The sequence below is a fragment of the Flagellimonas okinawensis genome, from assembly GCF_029194005.1.
Classification (GTDB): Bacteria; Bacteroidota; Bacteroidia; order Flavobacteriales; family Flavobacteriaceae; genus Flagellimonas; species Flagellimonas okinawensis.
In genome coordinates this window covers 395272-413069 of record NZ_JARFVA010000002.1, presented here as the reverse complement: position 1 = coordinate 413069, position 17798 = coordinate 395272, and the positions used below count along the sequence as shown (strand labels likewise).

Annotated in this window: 16 protein-coding genes; all 16 read left to right on the top strand. The window is 41.6% G+C overall.

The features are described 5' to 3' along the window. Positions 1-23: 23 nt before the first annotated feature. On the top strand, positions 24-890 hold the full coding sequence (locus PY091_RS07660; RefSeq protein WP_275649119.1) for a DUF58 domain-containing protein: 867 nt from the start codon (positions 24-26) through the stop codon (positions 888-890). Beyond that, on the top strand, positions 890-2551 hold the full coding sequence (locus tag PY091_RS07655; protein WP_313790376.1) for a BatD family protein: 1662 nt from the start codon (positions 890-892) through the stop codon (positions 2549-2551). The genes PY091_RS07660 and PY091_RS07655 overlap by 1 nt, the downstream gene beginning before the upstream one ends. Next, the gene (locus tag PY091_RS07650; protein ID WP_275649118.1) at positions 2552-3550 is read left to right on the top strand and encodes a vWA domain-containing protein; all 999 of its coding nucleotides are present in this window, start codon (positions 2552-2554) and stop codon (positions 3548-3550) included. It begins immediately after the preceding gene. Between the two features lie 3 nt (positions 3551-3553). Then, complete coding sequence (locus PY091_RS07645; RefSeq protein ID WP_275649117.1) at positions 3554-4600, top strand: VWA domain-containing protein; 1047 nt, start codon at positions 3554-3556, stop codon at positions 4598-4600. Further along, positions 4581-5486 carry a tetratricopeptide repeat protein gene (locus PY091_RS07640; protein ID WP_275649116.1) on the top strand — a complete coding sequence of 302 codons (906 nt, stop codon included), beginning with the start codon at positions 4581-4583 and terminating at the stop codon, positions 5484-5486. Before PY091_RS07645 ends, PY091_RS07640 begins: the two co-directional genes overlap by 20 nt. Next, positions 5486-7276: a BatD family protein gene (locus PY091_RS07635; RefSeq protein ID WP_275649115.1), complete on the top strand. Its 1791-nt coding sequence runs from the start codon at positions 5486-5488 to the stop codon at positions 7274-7276. Before PY091_RS07640 ends, PY091_RS07635 begins: the two co-directional genes overlap by 1 nt. A 2-nt stretch (positions 7277-7278) precedes the next feature. Beyond that, entirely contained in the window at positions 7279-8037 is a 759-nt protein-coding gene (locus PY091_RS07630; protein WP_313790375.1) for an SH3 domain-containing protein, read from the top strand. Positions 8038-8094: 57 nt separating this feature from the next. Beyond that, positions 8095-8403: a hypothetical protein gene (locus PY091_RS07625; RefSeq protein WP_275649113.1), complete on the top strand. Its 309-nt coding sequence runs from the start codon at positions 8095-8097 to the stop codon at positions 8401-8403. An 83-nt stretch (positions 8404-8486) separates the two neighbouring features. Further along, the gene (locus PY091_RS07620) at positions 8487-10067 is read left to right on the top strand and encodes a SulP family inorganic anion transporter (RefSeq protein WP_275649112.1); all 1581 of its coding nucleotides are present in this window, start codon (positions 8487-8489) and stop codon (positions 10065-10067) included. Between the two features lie 9 nt (positions 10068-10076). Further along, positions 10077-10703 carry a carbonic anhydrase family protein gene (locus tag PY091_RS07615; RefSeq protein ID WP_275649111.1) on the top strand — a complete coding sequence of 209 codons (627 nt, stop codon included), beginning with the start codon at positions 10077-10079 and terminating at the stop codon, positions 10701-10703. A 109-nt stretch (positions 10704-10812) separates the two neighbouring features. Further along, on the top strand, positions 10813-11505 hold the full coding sequence (locus PY091_RS07610; protein ID WP_275649110.1) for a hypothetical protein: 693 nt from the start codon (positions 10813-10815) through the stop codon (positions 11503-11505). Continuing rightward, a complete protein-coding gene (gene pheS, locus PY091_RS07605) occupies positions 11498-12517 on the top strand; it encodes a phenylalanine--tRNA ligase subunit alpha (RefSeq protein WP_275649109.1) in 1020 nt (339 codons plus the stop codon). Before PY091_RS07610 ends, pheS begins: the two co-directional genes overlap by 8 nt. Before the next feature lie 11 nt (positions 12518-12528). Then, positions 12529-12927 carry a hypothetical protein gene (locus PY091_RS07600; protein ID WP_275649108.1) on the top strand — a complete coding sequence of 133 codons (399 nt, stop codon included), beginning with the start codon at positions 12529-12531 and terminating at the stop codon, positions 12925-12927. A 95-nt stretch (positions 12928-13022) separates the two neighbouring features. Next, positions 13023-13502, top strand: coding sequence for a GbsR/MarR family transcriptional regulator (locus PY091_RS07595; RefSeq protein ID WP_275649107.1), 480 nt, complete (start codon positions 13023-13025; stop codon positions 13500-13502). A 40-nt stretch (positions 13503-13542) separates the two neighbouring features. After that, entirely contained in the window at positions 13543-14619 is a 1077-nt protein-coding gene (locus tag PY091_RS07590) for an efflux RND transporter periplasmic adaptor subunit (protein ID WP_275649106.1), read from the top strand. Between the two features lie 32 nt (positions 14620-14651). After that, complete coding sequence (locus tag PY091_RS07585) at positions 14652-17798, top strand: efflux RND transporter permease subunit (protein ID WP_275649105.1); 3147 nt, start codon at positions 14652-14654, stop codon at positions 17796-17798.

Here is a 17798-nt window from a genome sequence, read left to right as displayed (position 1 = left end):
AAAACCTATTTTTTTTGAACCAAATGGATACAAAGGAACTACTAAAGAAAGTACGTAAAATTGAAATTAAGACCCGACGTCTTTCCGACCATATTTTTGGTGGGGAATACCACTCTACGTTCAAAGGTCGGGGGATGACGTTCAGTGAAGTTCGCCAGTATCAGTTTGGTGATGACGTAAGGAGCATCGACTGGAACGTCACAGCGCGCTACAACGAACCCTATGTCAAGGTTTTTGAAGAAGAGCGTGAACTTACCATGATGCTAATGGTGGACGTGAGTGGGTCCGAACTTTTTGGTACCTCCAACCAGTTCAAAAAAGAAATTGTCACCGAAATCTCTGCTACACTCGCCTTTTCTGCGCTTCAGAACAACGATAAGGTAGGTGTGATTTTATTTTCCGACGAAGTAGAACTTTATATCCCTCCTAAAAAAGGAAAAAGCCACGTACTCAGAATCATTAGGGAGTTGTTGGAATTTCATCCAAAAAGTAGTGAAACAAACATTGCCGAGGCCCTAAAGTTCTTGACCAATGTGATGAAGAAAAAAGCCATTGTTTTTGTGCTTTCGGATTTTATCGCAGACGATTACGACAACACGCTTCGGATTGTAGGAAACAAACACGATGTTACTGGTATTCGGGTTTATGATGAGCGAGAAGAAACCATCCCAAACCTTGGAATGGTGCAAATGCAAGATGCCGAAACAGGGGAGATACAACTGGTGAACACCCAATCCAAACAAGTGCGAGTGGCTTACGGACAACATTATAAAGACAAAGTCGCCTATTTTACCAATTCCTTTAATAAGTCGGGATGCGGTGTAATCAATTGCCGGGCGGATGAAAGTTATGTGAAAAAGCTGTTGGGCTATTTTAAACGAAGAGGATAATGCGAATGGAAGGTGGACATAAATCAATGCATGCAAAAAGGGTTCTATCCATATGGAGCTCATTATTGCTGCTAATGCTTTTACCTGCGATCAGTTTCTCTCAAACTGGACCCAAGGTGGATGCAGAAGTGGATACCTTGGCCATCAAAATCGGGGAACAGATTACGTATAAGATAACGGTGGAAACAGACTCTACCGATGTTGTTTTCTTTCCAGAGGGACAAACATTTTCCCCTTTGGAAACCGTGGAAGCCATAATGGCCGACACCCTGAAAAATGACAATAAGATCATTCTTCAAAAAATATATTCCCTTACTCAGTTTGATAGTGGCGCATATACTATTCCACCTCAGCGAATCGCCATCAACGAACAGCCTTTTTTCACAGATTCCTTTCAAGTGAAGGTAGCCGATGTGGTTGTGGACACCACCAAACAAAAGATGTACGACATCAAACCCCTAATAGAGGTAGAGCGAAGCACGGCCGATATGTGGCTTACCGCACTATACATCCTTTTAGGCCTTATTGTGGTCGGTGGATTGGTCTATTGGTTCTTTTTACGCAAAAAACCACTGACCGAAGAAGAAAAAGTGGCATTGTTGCCTCCTTACGACCGGGCGTTGATAGAACTAAAAAAACTGGAAAATTCCAGATACCTGATTCAAGACGAATATAAACAATACTATTCGGAGCTAACGGACATTGTTCGTTCGTACCTGGAAGAGGACGTCCATGTATCTGCAATGGAAAGTACCACCTCCGAGCTCATTACCAAATTGGAAATGTTACGGGATGCAGGTGAACTTAAACTAGAAGACGACACGATCCAACAGTTTAGAAAGATCTTGCAAACGGCGGACCTCGTAAAATTCGCCAAGAACAAACCTGCTTCAACTATTGCTGAACAGGACAGAAAATTAGTGGAGGAAATCGTCACCAAAACTCACGAAGGACTCCCCGAACCGACCGAGGAAGATTTATTATTGAATGAAGAGTACTTGGAAGAACTTGCCAAGAAAAAACAACGAAAGCGAATTTACTGGGCCGCAGCCATATTTGCAGGAATAATTTTAGCGGCCGGAGTTGGATCAACCCTTTATTTCGGTGCCAAAAAAGTAAGAGATACTGTTTTTGGTTACCCCACAAAAGATCTTCTGGAAGGTGAATGGGTGGCAAGTTCGTACGGATTCCCTCCCATACAGTTGGAAACTCCCGAAGTTTTAGTAAGACAAGAGCTAAAACTTCCAAAAGAGACTGAAGAGCTGATCAAGGAGCTTCAGGCATTTTCCTATGGAAGTTATGTTGGTATTTTTTCTGTGAGCACCAGTTCCATCACTTTTAAAGAACAGGAAGAAGAGCCCCAATTTGATGCGGTAATCAATTCTACCTTGATCAATTTTGAACAGTTGGGCCTAAAAAATATCATTACCAAACAAGAAGAGTTTGAAACACAGTCAGGTGTAAAGGGAATGAAAACCTTTGGTTCCGGTACTTTGGAAAGACCCAATGGGGATTCCAAAAGGGCCAAATACAACATTCTCACTTTTGGAGGTAAGGGATTCATTCAACAGGTAGTAATTACCTGGGAAGAGGATGATGAGTATGCAGAACGGATCGTGGACCGAATTTTGGGAAGTCTGGACGTAAAAACACAAGTTTAAATGTTTGAGAATATAGAATTTGCAAATCCTGAGTTTTTCTGGCTTTTATTGTTATTGCCAGTGGCTTTGCTATGGTATTTTTTCAAACGGAAAAATGAAATGGCATCACTTCGGATATCGAGTATCAAGGGCTTTACGGTAAGGAGCTGGGCGTCTAAATTAAAACCCGTACTGTTCGGAATCCGGTTAATGGCCCTGGCAGCCATTATTACGGCATTGGCAAGACCACAGACCGAGGATATTTCTACTCGGACAAAAACTACCCAGGGTATTGATATTGTAATGGCCATTGATGTATCATCCAGTATGTTGGCCCGCGACCTAAAACCGAACCGGCTTACTGCTTTAAAAGAGGTGGCCGCCAATTTTATCGAAGGGCGTCCGAACGACCGTATCGGATTGGTGGGCTATGCAGGTGAAAGTTATACAAAAACACCTATCACAAGCGACAAAACCATTGTATTGAACGCTTTGGAAGAAGTAACCTACGGTGAACTAGAGGATGGTACCGCCATTGGAATGGGGCTGGCCACATCGGTAAATCGCCTTAAAGAAAGCAAGGCCATTAGTAAAGTTATCATTCTTTTAACGGACGGTGTCAATAATTCTGGCTTTATTGAACCTAGGACCGCAGCAGATCTAGCGGTTGAATTTGGAATCAAGACCTATACCATTGGTCTGGGAACAAACGGCAATGCCTTAACACCCATAACCTATAACAGGGATGGTTCTTTCAGATATGGGATGCGACAGGTACAAATTGATGAGGAATTGCTGGAAGAAATTGCAGAAGTGACCGGAGGTAAGTACTTCCGTGCCACCGACAACGAGTCCTTGGAGGCTATTTATGACGAAATCAACAAGTTGGAAAAAACAGAAATAGAGGAATTCAAATATTACAAATACGAAGAAAAGTTCAGGCCATTGATTTTCTTGGCAGGAATATTACTGTTGTTGGAATGGGCTTTGCGTAATTCCATCTTTAAAAGTTTTATTTAGAGGATGATTCAGTTTGACGAAAAAATATATTTCTACCTCTTGGCCATAATCCCAGTTATGGCCCTGGCGTTCTTTTTTCTTCAAATCTGGAAGAAGAAAACACAAAAGCGTTTTGCCGACACCAAACTGCTCAAACGTTTGGCCCCGAATAAATCCAGCTTTAAATCAACACTTAAAATGGTATTTCTTCTGGGAGGGCTCGCCTTTCTCATATTGGGATTGGTAAACCCCAAAATTGGAACCAAACTAGAGACCGTTAAGAGGGAAGGTGTTGATATTGTGTTCGCCATAGATGTTTCCAAAAGTATGCTGGCAGAAGATATTGCCCCAAACCGTCTGGAAAAATCCAAACGTATAGTTTCGGAAATCATCAACCAATTGGCCAGTGACCGAATTGGGATTATCGCCTATGCAGGACAAGCCTATCCACAATTGCCCATTACTACGGATTACGGTGCGGCAAAAATGTTCCTGCAAAGCATGAACACCGATATGCTATCATCACAAGGAACCGCAATTAATGCCGCCATTGATCTGGCAAGCACCTATTACGACGATTCCCAACAGACAAACAGGGTTCTTTTTATTGTTTCCGACGGGGAAGATCACTCCGAAAACTCTACCATAAACGCGGTAGAAAAAGCCACACAAAATGGAATCCGGGTTTACACTATTGGAGTAGGTAAAGCAAAAGGAGCTCCAATTCCCATCAAACGTAACGGAATTGTGGAAAGCCTAAAAAAAGATAACCAAGGTGAGGTGGTGATCACCAAATTGAACGAAAATGTATTGACACAGATTGCCGACAGGGGCAATGGAGATTATATTGATGGTTCCAACACCGAAAATGCGGTGGAATACATCAAAGAGGAACTAAACCGAATGGACAAAACAGAATTTGAAGCCAAACAATTTGCAGAATACAAGGACCAGTTTCAATGGTTCCTGGCCGCTGGCTTTTTATTTTTATTTTTGGACATCTTCGTTTTGGATAGAAAAACACAATGGTTGAAAAAACTGAATCTTTTTAATGAGCACGATGATGAATAAGATGAAGTTGATGTTTGGACTATTGCTTTGTTTTGGCGCGGTCCAAGCACAGGACGACATTACGGAAAAAGCGGAAAGAGCCGCTGAAAAAGCCTTGCAAGCCTCCACCAATCTTACTTACGAGGCCAATGAACAGCTTACATCCAACGATTTTATTACCGCTGAGGCCGATTACAGAAAGGCCATATCCAAGAGCGACAAAAATGCCGTTGCTAGATTTAATTTAGGAAACGCCTATTACAACAGGGAAAGCTTTGGAGAAGCTTTTGGGCGTTATAAAGAAGCAGGAGAAGCCGCTGAGAACAAAGGAGAAAAACATAAGGCATTTCATAATATGGGCAACGTATTCATGAAAAACAAAGAATACAAGAAAGCTGTGGAAGCATACAAACAGGCTTTGCGCAGTAACCCGAACGACGACGAAACCCGTTACAACCTTGCTTTAGCCAAAAAAATGTTAGAGAAAGAACAAGACGAACAAAAGAACGACCAAAACAAGGACAACGAGGACAAAAAAGACCAAGAAAACGAGAACAAGGATAAAAACCAAGACCAGAACAACGAAGGCGGAGACAACGAAAAGAAAGAAGACGGGGAACAAAAAGAAGACGAAAACAAGGATAAGGGTGATCAAGGAGAAAATGGAGAAGATAAGCCCGAGGAAAACCAAGAGGGCGATGGAGATAAAAAGAAAGAGCAAGAAAAAAAGCCCAATGAAGGTGACCAACCTGATGACAAAAAACAACAGCCAAGACCCAATCAACTTTCCGAACAGCAGATTCAGAATTTGTTAGAGGCCATGCAGAACGAAGAGAAAAAAGTACAGGAGAAAATGGAGGCCCGTAAAGTTCGAGGAAAGAAAATTAAAAACGAGAAGGACTGGTAATGAAAGTTCTCAAGTCAAACATATCGTTCATATTGGGATTGTTCCTCCTAATAGGTTGGCACACCCGTGCCCAGGAGGAAACTCAAGATGGTGTTACGTTTACCATGAATCTCAGCAAAGAGGAGCTGGGGATAAACGAGCGCCTTAGAGTGGATTTCACCATGAACAAGGATGGCGACAATTTTAAGCCGCCACAATTTGAAAACTTCAAAGTGGTGATGGGACCATCGCAGTCCATAAGTTCTTCTTGGATAAATGGCAAGCGTAGCTTTTCCAAAACCTACACTTATATTTTAGTACCAACGGCAAGGGGAAGCTTTACCATTAACCAAGCCACCATTGAAATAGATGGCAAAACCTATAAAACAACCCCTAAAAAGGTAGAGGTAACCGCAGCGGTAGATAAACCGAACGCACAAAAAACCGTTGACGATGTAGCCGACGAAAATCTACATCTGGTCGCAGAAGTTTCCAAAGGAAATCCATATCTCAACGAAGCCGTTACCGTAATTTACAAGCTATATGTGAGCCCGAATATCAGCGTGACCAACTATCGCCCATTGGATAATCCGACTTACAATAATTTTTGGAGCCAAGACATTCCCGTAACAAAACATACCGCGCAAAACGGCACCTATCAGGGCAAACCCTATCGATACGTTGTCCTAAAAAGAGTTGTGCTCTACCCACAAAAATCGGGCAAACTGGACATTGAACCGCTCTCTCTTGAAATTTTTGTAGATGTACCCACCAATCAAAGGGATTTTTTCGGGGGTAGAATCTATACACAGACCAGCAAAACAGTTTCTGCCGGCAAGCGCACCATTACTGTAAAACCATTACCGGAAGCGGGGAAACCAGCAAACTTCAGTGGTGCCGTAGGTGATTTTGATTTTTCCGTTACCACAAGTAAAACACAATTGAATGCTTCGGAATCACTACAGGCAAAAGTAGAGGTTTCAGGTAAGGGGAATCTAAAGTTGTTTCAACTTCCCGAACCGGAACTGCCAAGTTCATTGGAAGTATACGACCCCGAGTATGAAGAGGCCATAAACACCTATAGTTCCGGAATGGAGGGGAAGGTTTCGAACAATTATACCATTGTGCCTTCTTTCCGAGGAAAATACCCAATACCCAGTATTTCTTTTAGCTTTTTTAATCCGGACACGGAGAAATACGAAACCATCAATTCGGAAGAAATAAACATTGAGGTTATGGAAGGCCCCACCAGTACATCGGTTGATGCATCGGGGGTTTCGGCCAATAAACAAGCCGTTGTTCCCACAGGCGAACAATTTCATTTTATCAATATAAATCCCAATCTTGAGCCTATTGAGGTAAAATGCTTTTTTGGTTCCAAACTATTTTTTATTCTATTGTTTGCACCATTATTGCTGATTCCGATAGCCATTTTCACGTTCAAGAAAAGAGAGGCCATCGCAAGTGATGTTGTCGGCAACAAAATAAAAAAGGCGAACAAACTCGCTAAAAAATATCTGTCAACCGCCAAAAAGGAATTGGGCAACAAAGAAGCTTTCTATGTAGCCTTGGAAAAAGGATTGCACAATTATCTAAAAGCTAAATTGCACATAGAAACAACAGAGTTCAGCAAGGATAAGATCACAAATATACTTTCAGAGAAACATGTTCAAAAAGAGTATATTGATGGGTTCATTAGCCTATTGACCAGTTGTGAAATGGCGCGCTACAGTCCGTTTTCCAATGTACAGATGCAGCAGGATTATGAAAAGGCCAGCGAAGTAATTTCTAATTTGGACAAACAGTTATGAGGATGAAAAGGATAGCATATCTGGTGTTTTTTCTGAGCTTTAGCTTTGGTTTTGCCCAAAATGAAGCCCTTTTTAATGAAGCCACCGAACTGTACAATAATGGAGAGTACTCTTCAGCCATAGAAAATTATGAGCAAATCTTAGAGCATGGTGAGCACTCCTCCTCGCTGTACTTTAACATGGGGAATTGTTATTACAAGCTCAATTCCATTGGACCCAGTATTTACTACTACGAGAAAGCATTGCTCTTAGATCCGAACAATGAAGAGATCAAGAACAATTTACGGTTCGCCCAGAATATGAGACTGGATGCCATTGAGGAGGTTCCAACCACAGAAATATCCAAAATATACAGGTCGGCCGTTGGCATGTTCGATTGTAATCAATGGGCATACTTGGCCGTTGCTTTGGTCTTCCTTTTTGTTTTGGCCTATATGGCCTATTATTTACTTGGTTCGGCCAATCAAAAAAGGGCCGCATTTATTTCCAGTATGCTTTCACTTGGCTTTGCTGTTGTGTGCATATTAATGGCCTACCTTAACCAACAACAAAACAAGAACGATGACCCAGCCATTGTTTTTGCCAAAGAGGTAAACGTAAATTCTGAGCCCAACACCAACAGTAGTGCAGCATTTACAATTCATGAAGGGACCAAAGTAAATATTCTAGACGAGCTGGATGACTGGAAAAGAATTCGCATAGCTGATGGCCAAACAGGATGGTTACAGGCAGAAAATATTAAGCGAATAAAGGACTTTTAGCCAAAAAACCCTACTTCTTACATAGAATTCCTTATTTTAGATAAAATTGATGATGTTTTGAAAACACTCATGTTCCCATTGATCGCCATTCTGCTGATAGTCGCTATATCAGCATCCCCGGTTATTCCCTTTTTAGATGAGGAATTAGGGAAAACCATGGTAATGGGAGCTGCCGAAGAGGAAGAAACAAGCAACATAATTACCATCAAGAAATTTGATGAAACCGATTCCTACTTAAAATATGTAACGGAGTCAGAGATTCTACCAATATTACGGGAACATCCTTTGGACAATATGGGATACATATTTTCATTCTCGGATTGCACCATAGAAATCTTGGATCCTCCTCCCAGAAATTTGGCATAAACTCCAATTCTTTTCTAAATCTAATTTTTAACCTTCTTCTATGAATCACCTAACCAAATAGAAGAACAAACTTACATATCATTATGTTCAAGCATATCAAAAAAGATTTACCTGCCAGTATTGTGGTCTTTTTCGTGGCACTCCCCCTATGTTTAGGAATTGCACTGGCAAGTGGAGCCCCCTTATTCTCGGGACTCATAGCAGGTATTATCGGCGGTATTGTTGTTGGGGCACTAAGTGGCTCCCACATTGGCGTTAGTGGTCCAGCGGCTGGACTTGCAGCCATAGTCCTCACAGCTATAGGCACTTTGGGAGGCTATCAAAATTTTTTAGTGGCCGTAGTTCTGGGCGGAATCATACAGCTCGTATTCGGATTTCTCAAAGCTGGTATTATTGCTTACTATTTTCCTTCCTCAGTAATCAAGGGGATGCTTACCGGTATTGGAATTATCATCATCTTAAAACAAATCCCACACTTTTTTGGGTACGATGCCGACCCAGAAGGAGATTGGGCCTTTTTTCAGGTGGATGGAGAAAACACCTTTAGTGAAATTCTGAATACTGTAAATTTCATCAGTCCAGGAGCGACCGTTATAGCCATTATCGGCTTGGCCATACTAGTTCTTTGGAGTCAAGTATTGACCAAAAAATCAAAAATATTCGAACTTGTCCAAGGGCCTTTGGTTGCCGTGGTAATCGGTATAATCTACTATTCCATTACACAGGGAGATAAAACATGGGGCATTTCTTCCGAACATTTGGTCAAGGTACCAGTTCCGGACAGTCTTGAATCCTTTTTGGGCTTTTTTAGTTTCCCAAATTTTGGCGCCATCACCAATACAGAAGTGTGGATTACCGCTTTTACCATTGCATTGGTCGCTAGTTTGGAAACTTTACTGTGCGTAGAGGCAACGGATAAACTAGATCCGGAAAAACGGACAACCCCCACAAATCGAGAACTCATTGCACAAGGTATCGGAAATACCATGTCCGGTCTTATAGGAGGTCTTCCGGTAACACAGGTAATTGTCCGTAGTTCCGCGAATATACAATCGGGAGGAAAGACCAAGGCTGCAGCTATAATTCATGGATTCTTCCTTTTAGGGTCGGTGATTCTTATCCCTACTCTATTGAACATGATACCTTTATCCGTTCTGGCTGCGATATTGTTTGTTGTAGGTTATAAACTTGCTAAACCAAGCCTGTTCAAAACCATGTACCAATCAGGTTGGAAACAATTTGTACCCTTTGTTGTAACCGTGGTCGGTATCGTATTTACCGATTTATTGGTTGGAATTAGTCTAGGTCTTTTGGTAGGTATCGTAGTTGTACTGATCAAAAGTTATCAAAACTCCCATTTCTTGCATATTGAAGAGGATAATGGATCCCATAAGATAAAAATGACCCTTGCAGAAGAGGTGACCTTTTTTAATAAAGGAGCTATTTTAAAGGAATTGGATAGTCTTCCTGAAGATTCTTATCTAACTTTAGATGTTAGAAAGACTCGATATCTCGATAATGATATCGTTGAAATTCTTGAAGATTTTTCCAGTAAGGCCAAAAACAGGAACATTAATATTAAGATCATCTCCGAAAGAGGGGAAGTCGAAAATCCTGAAAGTTACATTGAGTTCTTTAATCTAAGACCTAAAAAAACAGCTTAACAAATAAAAATGAAAGCACATACAAAAGAAACACAGGCGACTATGTCGCCCCAAAAAGCCATTCAGTTTTTGAAGGAAGGCAATGAGCGTTTTCAGCAAAATCTTAAAGCCAACAGAAACCTATTGGAGCAGGTAAACGATACCAAAGATGGACAGTTTCCCTTTGCTACTATATTGAGTTGTATAGATTCAAGGGTGTCTGCCGAGTTGGTGTTCGACCAAGGTCTTGGTGATATATTTAGTGTAAGGATTGCAGGTAACTTTATTAACCAAGACATCTTGGGAAGTATGGAGTTTGGCTGCAAATTGGCAGGAACCAAAGCTATTGTGGTGTTGGGACATACCAGCTGCGGAGCGGTAAAAGGTGCCTGCGACCATGCGCGCATGGGCAACCTAACGGCTCTGATCAATAAGATTGAACCTGCCGTCTATGCCGTAAAGGAACCAAAAGATGAATCTCTTAGAAATTCGCAAAACCTTGATTTTGTAGATGCAGTCTCCATGAAAAATGTAGAAATGGCATTGGAAAACATAAGAACCCAAAGTGTGATCTTAAAAGAAATGGAAGAAAAAGGAGAAATCACCATAGTTGGTGCTATGTACGATATCTCAGACGGAAAAGTTACTTTTCTTTAAGTTATAAGTAGCAAACCTATTTAAAGCCGATGGAAAACCATCGGCTTTTTGATTTACTTTTGAATCCAATGTAGTTCCTGATTTGATTACTCCATTTTATAAAAAGAGCATGCTTTTACTAAAATTCCCCCATGATTCCGGCCCCATTTATTTGGAAACCGTGGAAGGCAGATTTCCGGTGGAGCCTTTTAATACATTGAGCAACCTGATTTTTTTGGCACTTATTATATACTGGGGCACAAAAGTGTATCGAAACCCAGAACATCATCGGTTTTTGTCCTGGGTGCTCCCGATAATAGGCGTCAGCTATGTGGGCGGTACTATCTACCATGCCACACGTAGTCATGAGTTTTGGCTTCGTTTGGATTGGATGCCCATTATGCTGCTTTGTGCAGCATTGGTCGTTTACTTTATTGTTAAACTTGTAACTACTTGGTGGCAGCGTATTTCTTGGATTGTAGTTTTACTTGGAGCTTCAATTTTTCTTAGGGTACTTCCCATTCCTGAAGGCCTGAGAATCTCCTTAGGTTATGTGATCACTGCAGCTACCATGCTAATTCCCCTTATTTGGTATCTGGTCAAAACCAAGGGTGCAAATATGCACCTAATCATCACGGCCTTCTGTATTTTTGGGATTGCCATTTTCTTTAGAAGTATCGATCTTCATCAAGATTTCTTTCCCATGGGCACGCATTGGTTGTGGCATTTATTGGGAGGAATCGCAGTACATTTTTTAATTGCCTATATATTCAAGGACAATTTGCTAAATTTGTCCGCCAATAGCGCAAGCAATCATGATTGATACCATAAAGGAACATATCGCCGAAGTAGAAAAATTCACTTCGACCTCATTAGAAGAAATTGAAGCATTCCGAATCAAGTATTTAGGAAAAAAAGGGCTTTTGAATAATTTCTTTGCCGAGTTTAAAAACGTGCCCAACGAGCAAAAGAAAGATTTTGGCAAGGTTGTCAATCAGTTAAAGAGTGCTGCAACGGATAAAGTCAACGAACTTAAGGAAGCTCTGGAAAACCAAGCAGAAACTGCTGGCAAGTATGGTGATCTTACCCGTCCTGGCGAACCCGTAGAAATCGGGGCTAGACACCCTATTTCTATTGTAAAAAATCAGATCATTGATATTTTCTCAAGGATTGGTTTTAATGTGTCCGAGGGTCCAGAGGTAGAAGATGACTGGCATAATTTTACAGCATTGAACCTTCCCGAGTATCACCCAGCAAGGGATATGCAGGATACCTTTTTCATCCAGACAGATCCGGATATTCTTTTACGGACCCATACTTCATCGGTTCAGGTCCGGTATATGGAAGCCAACAAACCACCCATCAGGACCATTTCACCGGGAAGGGTATATAGAAATGAGGCCATTTCCGCCCGTTCTCATTGCTTTTTCCATCAAGTGGAAGGCTTGTATGTGGACAAAAATGTGTCGTTCGCGGATTTAAAGCAGACTTTACAATATTTTACCTCAGAGATGTTCGGAAAGTCAAAAATTAGATTGCGTCCATCCTACTTCCCTTTTACAGAGCCCAGCGCAGAAGTCGACGTATACTGGGGATTGGAAACAGAGACAGATTACCGAATGACCAAAGGAACCGGTTGGTTGGAAATTATGGGCTGTGGAATGGTAGACCCCAATGTATTGAAGAATTGCGGAATTGACCCTGAAGTTTATTCAGGATTTGCTTTTGGTATGGGCATAGACCGTATTGCACTTTTACTCCACCAAATTTCTGATATCCGTTTATTGAGCGAAAATGATGTTCGTTTCTTAGAGCAGTTCAAAAGCGCACTGTAGTAACCTATTTTATGAAAAAGGATATTGAAATTCCCGTAGCCAAGGATGTTCATGTTGCGATCATTCGCGAATGGAACGAAGAATTTCTTTCCAAAGAATGGAATGCTTACCTCATTAATAACAGAACGGATACCATAGAAATGACCATTGTGGTCTCCAAAGGTTTTGACGGAGATAAAAAAACCTCGACGATGAGACACGGTATTGGTATTCTAGAGCCAAAATCTTTTAAAAAGATTGAATTCATACAAGAAGAGGTATTGGCGCTGAACAATGAATTCTTCGTTACTTTTTTTGCAGAAAATAAACTGTTCGAAAAAAGGTTTCTATTTCCCAAACACGCTATTAAAGAGAGTGACCTTATCAATATTCCGATTGTAGATAAGGAAGGAATACTTTCCAAAGACTGATGTAAAGGCCAAAATTTCTTTTAACAAACATTTAGGTTCTTTTAGTTCGTTTTGTTCCGAACCAATTATACATTTGCACCTTCAAAATCCATCTTATGGAAAAATCGAAGGAAGAAATAATTGAAACATTGGGTCTGCACTTGGAAGAAGAGCACAACCTACCTCCTTTGGCGGCCCGAATCTATGCAGTATTGATCTTAACCGATAAGGACGGGTTGACTTTTGAGGGCTGCTTGGAACGAATGGGAGCTAGTAAAAGTTCCATTTCCACATCTTTAAACCTATTGGTGAATATGGGTATAGTGACCTACTTTACCAAACACGGCGATCGCAAACGCTATTTTACTACTGCAAAAAAGAAAACATTCTTTCTCTCAAAACTTCAGGAAAACCTTAAAAAGGTGGAAACTGAAAAACATATTATCACACTGGTAATGGGATACCATAAAGAGCATAGTCCAAAAAAGTACGAAGAAGGTCAAATTAGGACCCAAGTATATCTGGATTATGTCAACGAAACAGAAAAAATTCTAAAAAAATCAGTCAAGAAGTTAGAATCAATTTTAAATGAGTAATCACTCCAACAACCAAAAACGTAACAAAGTAAGTTCGTACATGAAAACAATCGCATCAATCTTAGTGTCAGCAGGTACACTTTTGTTTATATCCTGTGGAGGGAAGAACCAGCAGCAAGCTGCAGCACCTCAAGCTCCTTCATTACAAGTAACAACCTTGAAAAAACAGGACATCTCCATATACAATTCGTATTCCACCAACATTGAGGGAGTGCAAAATGTTGAGGTTTGGCCCAAGGTTTCCGGCTTTGTCCAAAAAATTTATGTAGAAGAAGGCCAACAAGTTAAAAAAGGCCAACAGTTGTTTAAACTGGAAACTCAAACGCTTTCCCAAGATGCCGAAGCAGCCAAAGCGGCCGTAAACGTGGCTCAAGTGGAAGTAAACAAACTTGCTCCCCTTGTAGAGAAAAACATTGTAAGCGAGGTTCAATTGGAAACTGCAAAAGCACAACTGGAACAAGCCAAGAGCAACTACAGCAGTATTGCCGCCAATATTGGTTACTCCAATATTACCAGTCCTGTAAACGGGTATATTGGTGCAATTCCATATAAAGTGGGTGCTTTGGTGAGCAGTACCATGGCCCAACCATTAACCGTAGTTTCCGATATAAGTGGCATCCGCGCGTATTTTTCCATGACAGAAAAGGAGTTGCTGGAAATGAAAAGCGGGATGATCGACAATGGCTCAATGGCAACTGCCGAAAATACCCCAGAAGTGGAATTGGTTATGATCAATGGCGAAACATTTCCAGAAAAAGGAAAAATCGCCATGGTAAACAACATCATTAACCCAACCACGGGAAGTGTGACCTTAAGGGCAGATTTTGACAACCCAAAAATGTTATTGAGCTCTGGTAGCACAGGTACCATTAAAATCCCATCCACTTTCAAGGACACCTTTGTAATCCCACAATTTGCAACCATTGACCGTCAAGGAACCAAAATGGTGTACGTACTCAACCAAGATAACACCGTGGTCTCCGTACCTTTAAAAATTGTGGCTCAAACCGATAAGGAATTTATCGTTGATGAGGGCTTGGAAGAAGGAAGTACCATCGTTACCGAAGGGGTGTCCAAATTAAAAGATGGTCAAGCCATCAATCCCGTGAAAAAATAATTGCAATCAATCATACTTAGAACAAATTATATATGTTCCAAAAATTTATAGATCGTCCTGTACTATCCACAGTAATATCCGTTATCATCGTGATTTTGGGTATACTGGGATTAAGTACATTGCCCGTAGAACAATATCCGGAGATTGCCCCTCCTACGGTTCAGGTAACGGCAAACTATACTGGTGCCAACGCAGAGACCGTACTTAAAAGTGTGGTAATCCCATTAGAAGAGCAAATAAATGGCGTGGAGGGAATGACCTACATGACCTCCTCTGCCAGTAACGATGGTGCAGCCAACATCAGCGTATTTTTTGAATTGGGGGTCGACCCCGATATCGCAGCGGTCAACGTACAAAACCGTGTGGCAAGAGCAAACAGTCTATTGCCCCAAGAGGTAATCAATACCGGGGTGACCACACAAAAAGCACAAAACAGTGCTTTGCTGTTCTTTTCAATTTTCTCAAAAAATGAGGATTACGATGCCACATTTGTAGAGAACTATGCCAAGATCAACCTGGTACCGCAACTACAGCGAATTAAAGGGGTTGGTAACGTAAATGTATTTGGTGCAAAGGATTACTCGATGCGTATCTGGATCTCTCCGGATAAAATGGCCGCCTATAATTTGGTGCCCGCCGATATCCAAGCTGCATTGCGCGAACAAAATACCGAAGCCGCAACTGGTAAAATTGGCGAAAACGCCGATGGTATTTTTGAGTATGTAATGAAGTACAAAGGTCGACTTTCCGAAGTGGCCGAATACGAAAACATCATTCTTAGAACAACAGATGATGGTGGCTTTCTTCGTTTAAAAGATGTCGCGGACATTGAATTGGGAGCTCAAAGTTACGTGAGGAAAAACTCAGGTATGGGTAATCCCGGTGTTGCTGTCGGTGTGTACCAGACATCCGGTTCGAACTCCAAGGAGATTATCGACCAAATTGAAACCATTTTGGAGGAATCAAAGGCAGAATTCCCCAAAGGTTTTGATTATGTGATTCCTTTCAACTCCAAAGATTTCCTGGATGCCTCCATTGATCATGTGGTACAAACTTTGATCGAGGCCTTTATCTTGGTATTCATCGTAGTGTTCCTGTTCCTGCAGGATTTCAGGTCAACATTGATTCCGGCCATTGCCGTGCCTGTTGCCATTGTGGGTACGTTCTTTTTCCTTCAGCTCTTCGGATATTCCATAAACATGTTAACACTTTTCGCCATGATCTTGGCCATTGGTATTGTGGTGGATGATGCGATCGTGGTAGTTGAAGCGGTCCATGCGAAGTTGGAAGAAGGTGCAGAATCCGCTAAAACGGCTACCAAAAATGCAATGAGTGAAATTTCAGGGGCCATCATCTCCATTACCTTGGTAATGTCGGCGGTGTTTATTCCCGTATCCTTTATACAAGGATCTTCTGGGGTGTTCTACCAGCAATTTGGTATTACATTGGCCGTTGCCATTTTAATTTCGGCCATTAACGCCCTAACGTTGAGTCCTGCTTTGGCAGCACTTTTCCTGAAGCCGCATGACCACGAAAAAGGCAAAAAGACCAATTTATTGGCAAGATTTTTTAAAGCCTTTAACGTTGGCTTTACGGCCATGACGAATAAATATACCAATACCATTGGCACCTTGGTAAAAAGAAAATGGATTACCCTCATTCTTCTATTGACCTTTGGTGCATTGGCAGCCTTTTTGTTCAAGTCCACTCCATCCGGGTTTGTTCCCGATGAAGACCGTGGAATGATCTTTGCCAACGTGAGCATGCCCCCTGGGACCACTATCGAAAAAACTGAGGAGACCATTATGAAGCTGGATTCCATCTACGAATCCATGGATATAATCGATGCTAGGATGAGTGTGGCTGGTTTCAGTTTGCTCAACCGTGTAAGTGCAGGTTCCTATGCCTTCTCCATTATGAAGTTGAAGGATTGGAGCGAGAGGGATGCGGATTCATTGTCCGTAAATGCCACTATGCAGAAATTATATGCCACAACTGCTGGCTTTAACGATGCACAGATCATCTACTTTACACCTCCCAGTATTCAAGGTTTTGGTACCAGTTCAGGTTTTGAAGTACAGCTACAAAGTAAAACAGGTGAAGATTGGAATTCCATAAACGATATTAAGAATCAGTTTTTGGGAGCACTTAATGCCCGTCCTGAAATTCAATATGCGATCTCCCAGTTCGACCCTGGTTTCCCTCAGTACGATTTGGATATCGATATGGAAAAAGTGAAAATGGCCGGATTATCGGCAACTGATATATTCAATGCGCTGCAAGGGTATTTTGGAGGAATCTACGCAACAGATTTCAACAAGTTTGGTAAACAGTATCGTGTAATGATCCAAGCCAAGCCCGAAGATCGTGCCAATGAAAAATCCCTGAACCACATATTTGTGAGAAATGCAGATGGCGAGTCCGTTGCAGTAAGTCAATTTGTGGACCTCAACAAGATTTACGGCCCTGAGGTGGTATCCCGTTTCAACCTTTTGAGTGCGGTAAGTATCACAGGGGTTCCAAATCCGGGATACTCCACAGGTGATGCCATAACGGCAATAGAAGAGGTTGCGGCGCAAGTACTTCCTACTTCATATACCTACGATTATTCAGGGCTGACACGGGAAGAAAGTAACGCAGGTTCGCAAACCATCATCATCTTTATATTGAGTTTGGTGTTTGTTTATTTCTTGTTGAGCGCACAGTACGAAAGTTACATTTTGCCACTTTCGATTTTGTTATCGCTGCCCTTCGGTATCGCGGGAGCCATATTGTTCATCAACATCGCAGGACTGGAAAACAACATCTACTTCCAAATTGCCCTGATCATGTTGATCGGTCTATTGGCGAAAAACGCAATCTTGATCGTGGAATTTGCCCTACAAAGACGTAAAGCAGGGTTATCTCTTTTCGATGCTGCTGCCGATGGTGCACGTGCAAGGTTACGTCCTATTTTGATGACATCTTTCGCCTTCATTTTTGGTCTATTGCCATTAGCACTTTCATCTGGTATTGGGGCTATCGGAAACCGCTCCATTGGTGTAAGTGCCGTTGGAGGTATGCTTGTGGGTACTATTTTGGGTGTGTTCATTATCCCAGTACTTTTTGTGGTTTTCCAAGCATTGCAAGAAAGATTTACCGGAAAACCGGAAGAAATTCAACATACCAACAAAGCTTAA

Bases quoted from the DNA above. Each gene is read 5' to 3' on its own strand.
- PY091_RS07660 (WP_275649119.1), top strand. From the start codon at position 24: ATGGATACAAAGGAACTACTAAAGAAAGTACGTAAAATTGAAATTAAG.
- PY091_RS07655 (WP_313790376.1), top strand. From the start codon at position 890: ATGCGAATGGAAGGTGGACATAAATCAATGCATGCAAAAAGGGTTCTA.
- PY091_RS07650 (WP_275649118.1), top strand. From the start codon at position 2,552: ATGTTTGAGAATATAGAATTTGCAAATCCTGAGTTTTTCTGGCTTTTA.
- PY091_RS07645 (WP_275649117.1), top strand. From the start codon at position 3,554: ATGATTCAGTTTGACGAAAAAATATATTTCTACCTCTTGGCCATAATC.
- PY091_RS07640 (WP_275649116.1), top strand. From the start codon at position 4,581: ATGAGCACGATGATGAATAAGATGAAGTTGATGTTTGGACTATTGCTT.
- PY091_RS07635 (WP_275649115.1), top strand. From the start codon at position 5,486: ATGAAAGTTCTCAAGTCAAACATATCGTTCATATTGGGATTGTTCCTC.
- PY091_RS07630 (WP_313790375.1), top strand. From the start codon at position 7,279: ATGAAAAGGATAGCATATCTGGTGTTTTTTCTGAGCTTTAGCTTTGGT.
- PY091_RS07620 (WP_275649112.1), top strand. From the start codon at position 8,487: ATGTTCAAGCATATCAAAAAAGATTTACCTGCCAGTATTGTGGTCTTT.
- PY091_RS07615 (WP_275649111.1), top strand. From the start codon at position 10,077: ATGAAAGCACATACAAAAGAAACACAGGCGACTATGTCGCCCCAAAAA.
- PY091_RS07610 (WP_275649110.1), top strand. From the start codon at position 10,813: ATGCTTTTACTAAAATTCCCCCATGATTCCGGCCCCATTTATTTGGAA.
- pheS (WP_275649109.1), top strand. From the start codon at position 11,498: ATGATTGATACCATAAAGGAACATATCGCCGAAGTAGAAAAATTCACT.
- PY091_RS07600 (WP_275649108.1), top strand. From the start codon at position 12,529: ATGAAAAAGGATATTGAAATTCCCGTAGCCAAGGATGTTCATGTTGCG.
- PY091_RS07595 (WP_275649107.1), top strand. From the start codon at position 13,023: ATGGAAAAATCGAAGGAAGAAATAATTGAAACATTGGGTCTGCACTTG.
- PY091_RS07590 (WP_275649106.1), top strand. From the start codon at position 13,543: ATGAAAACAATCGCATCAATCTTAGTGTCAGCAGGTACACTTTTGTTT.
- PY091_RS07585 (WP_275649105.1), top strand. From the start codon at position 14,652: ATGTTCCAAAAATTTATAGATCGTCCTGTACTATCCACAGTAATATCC.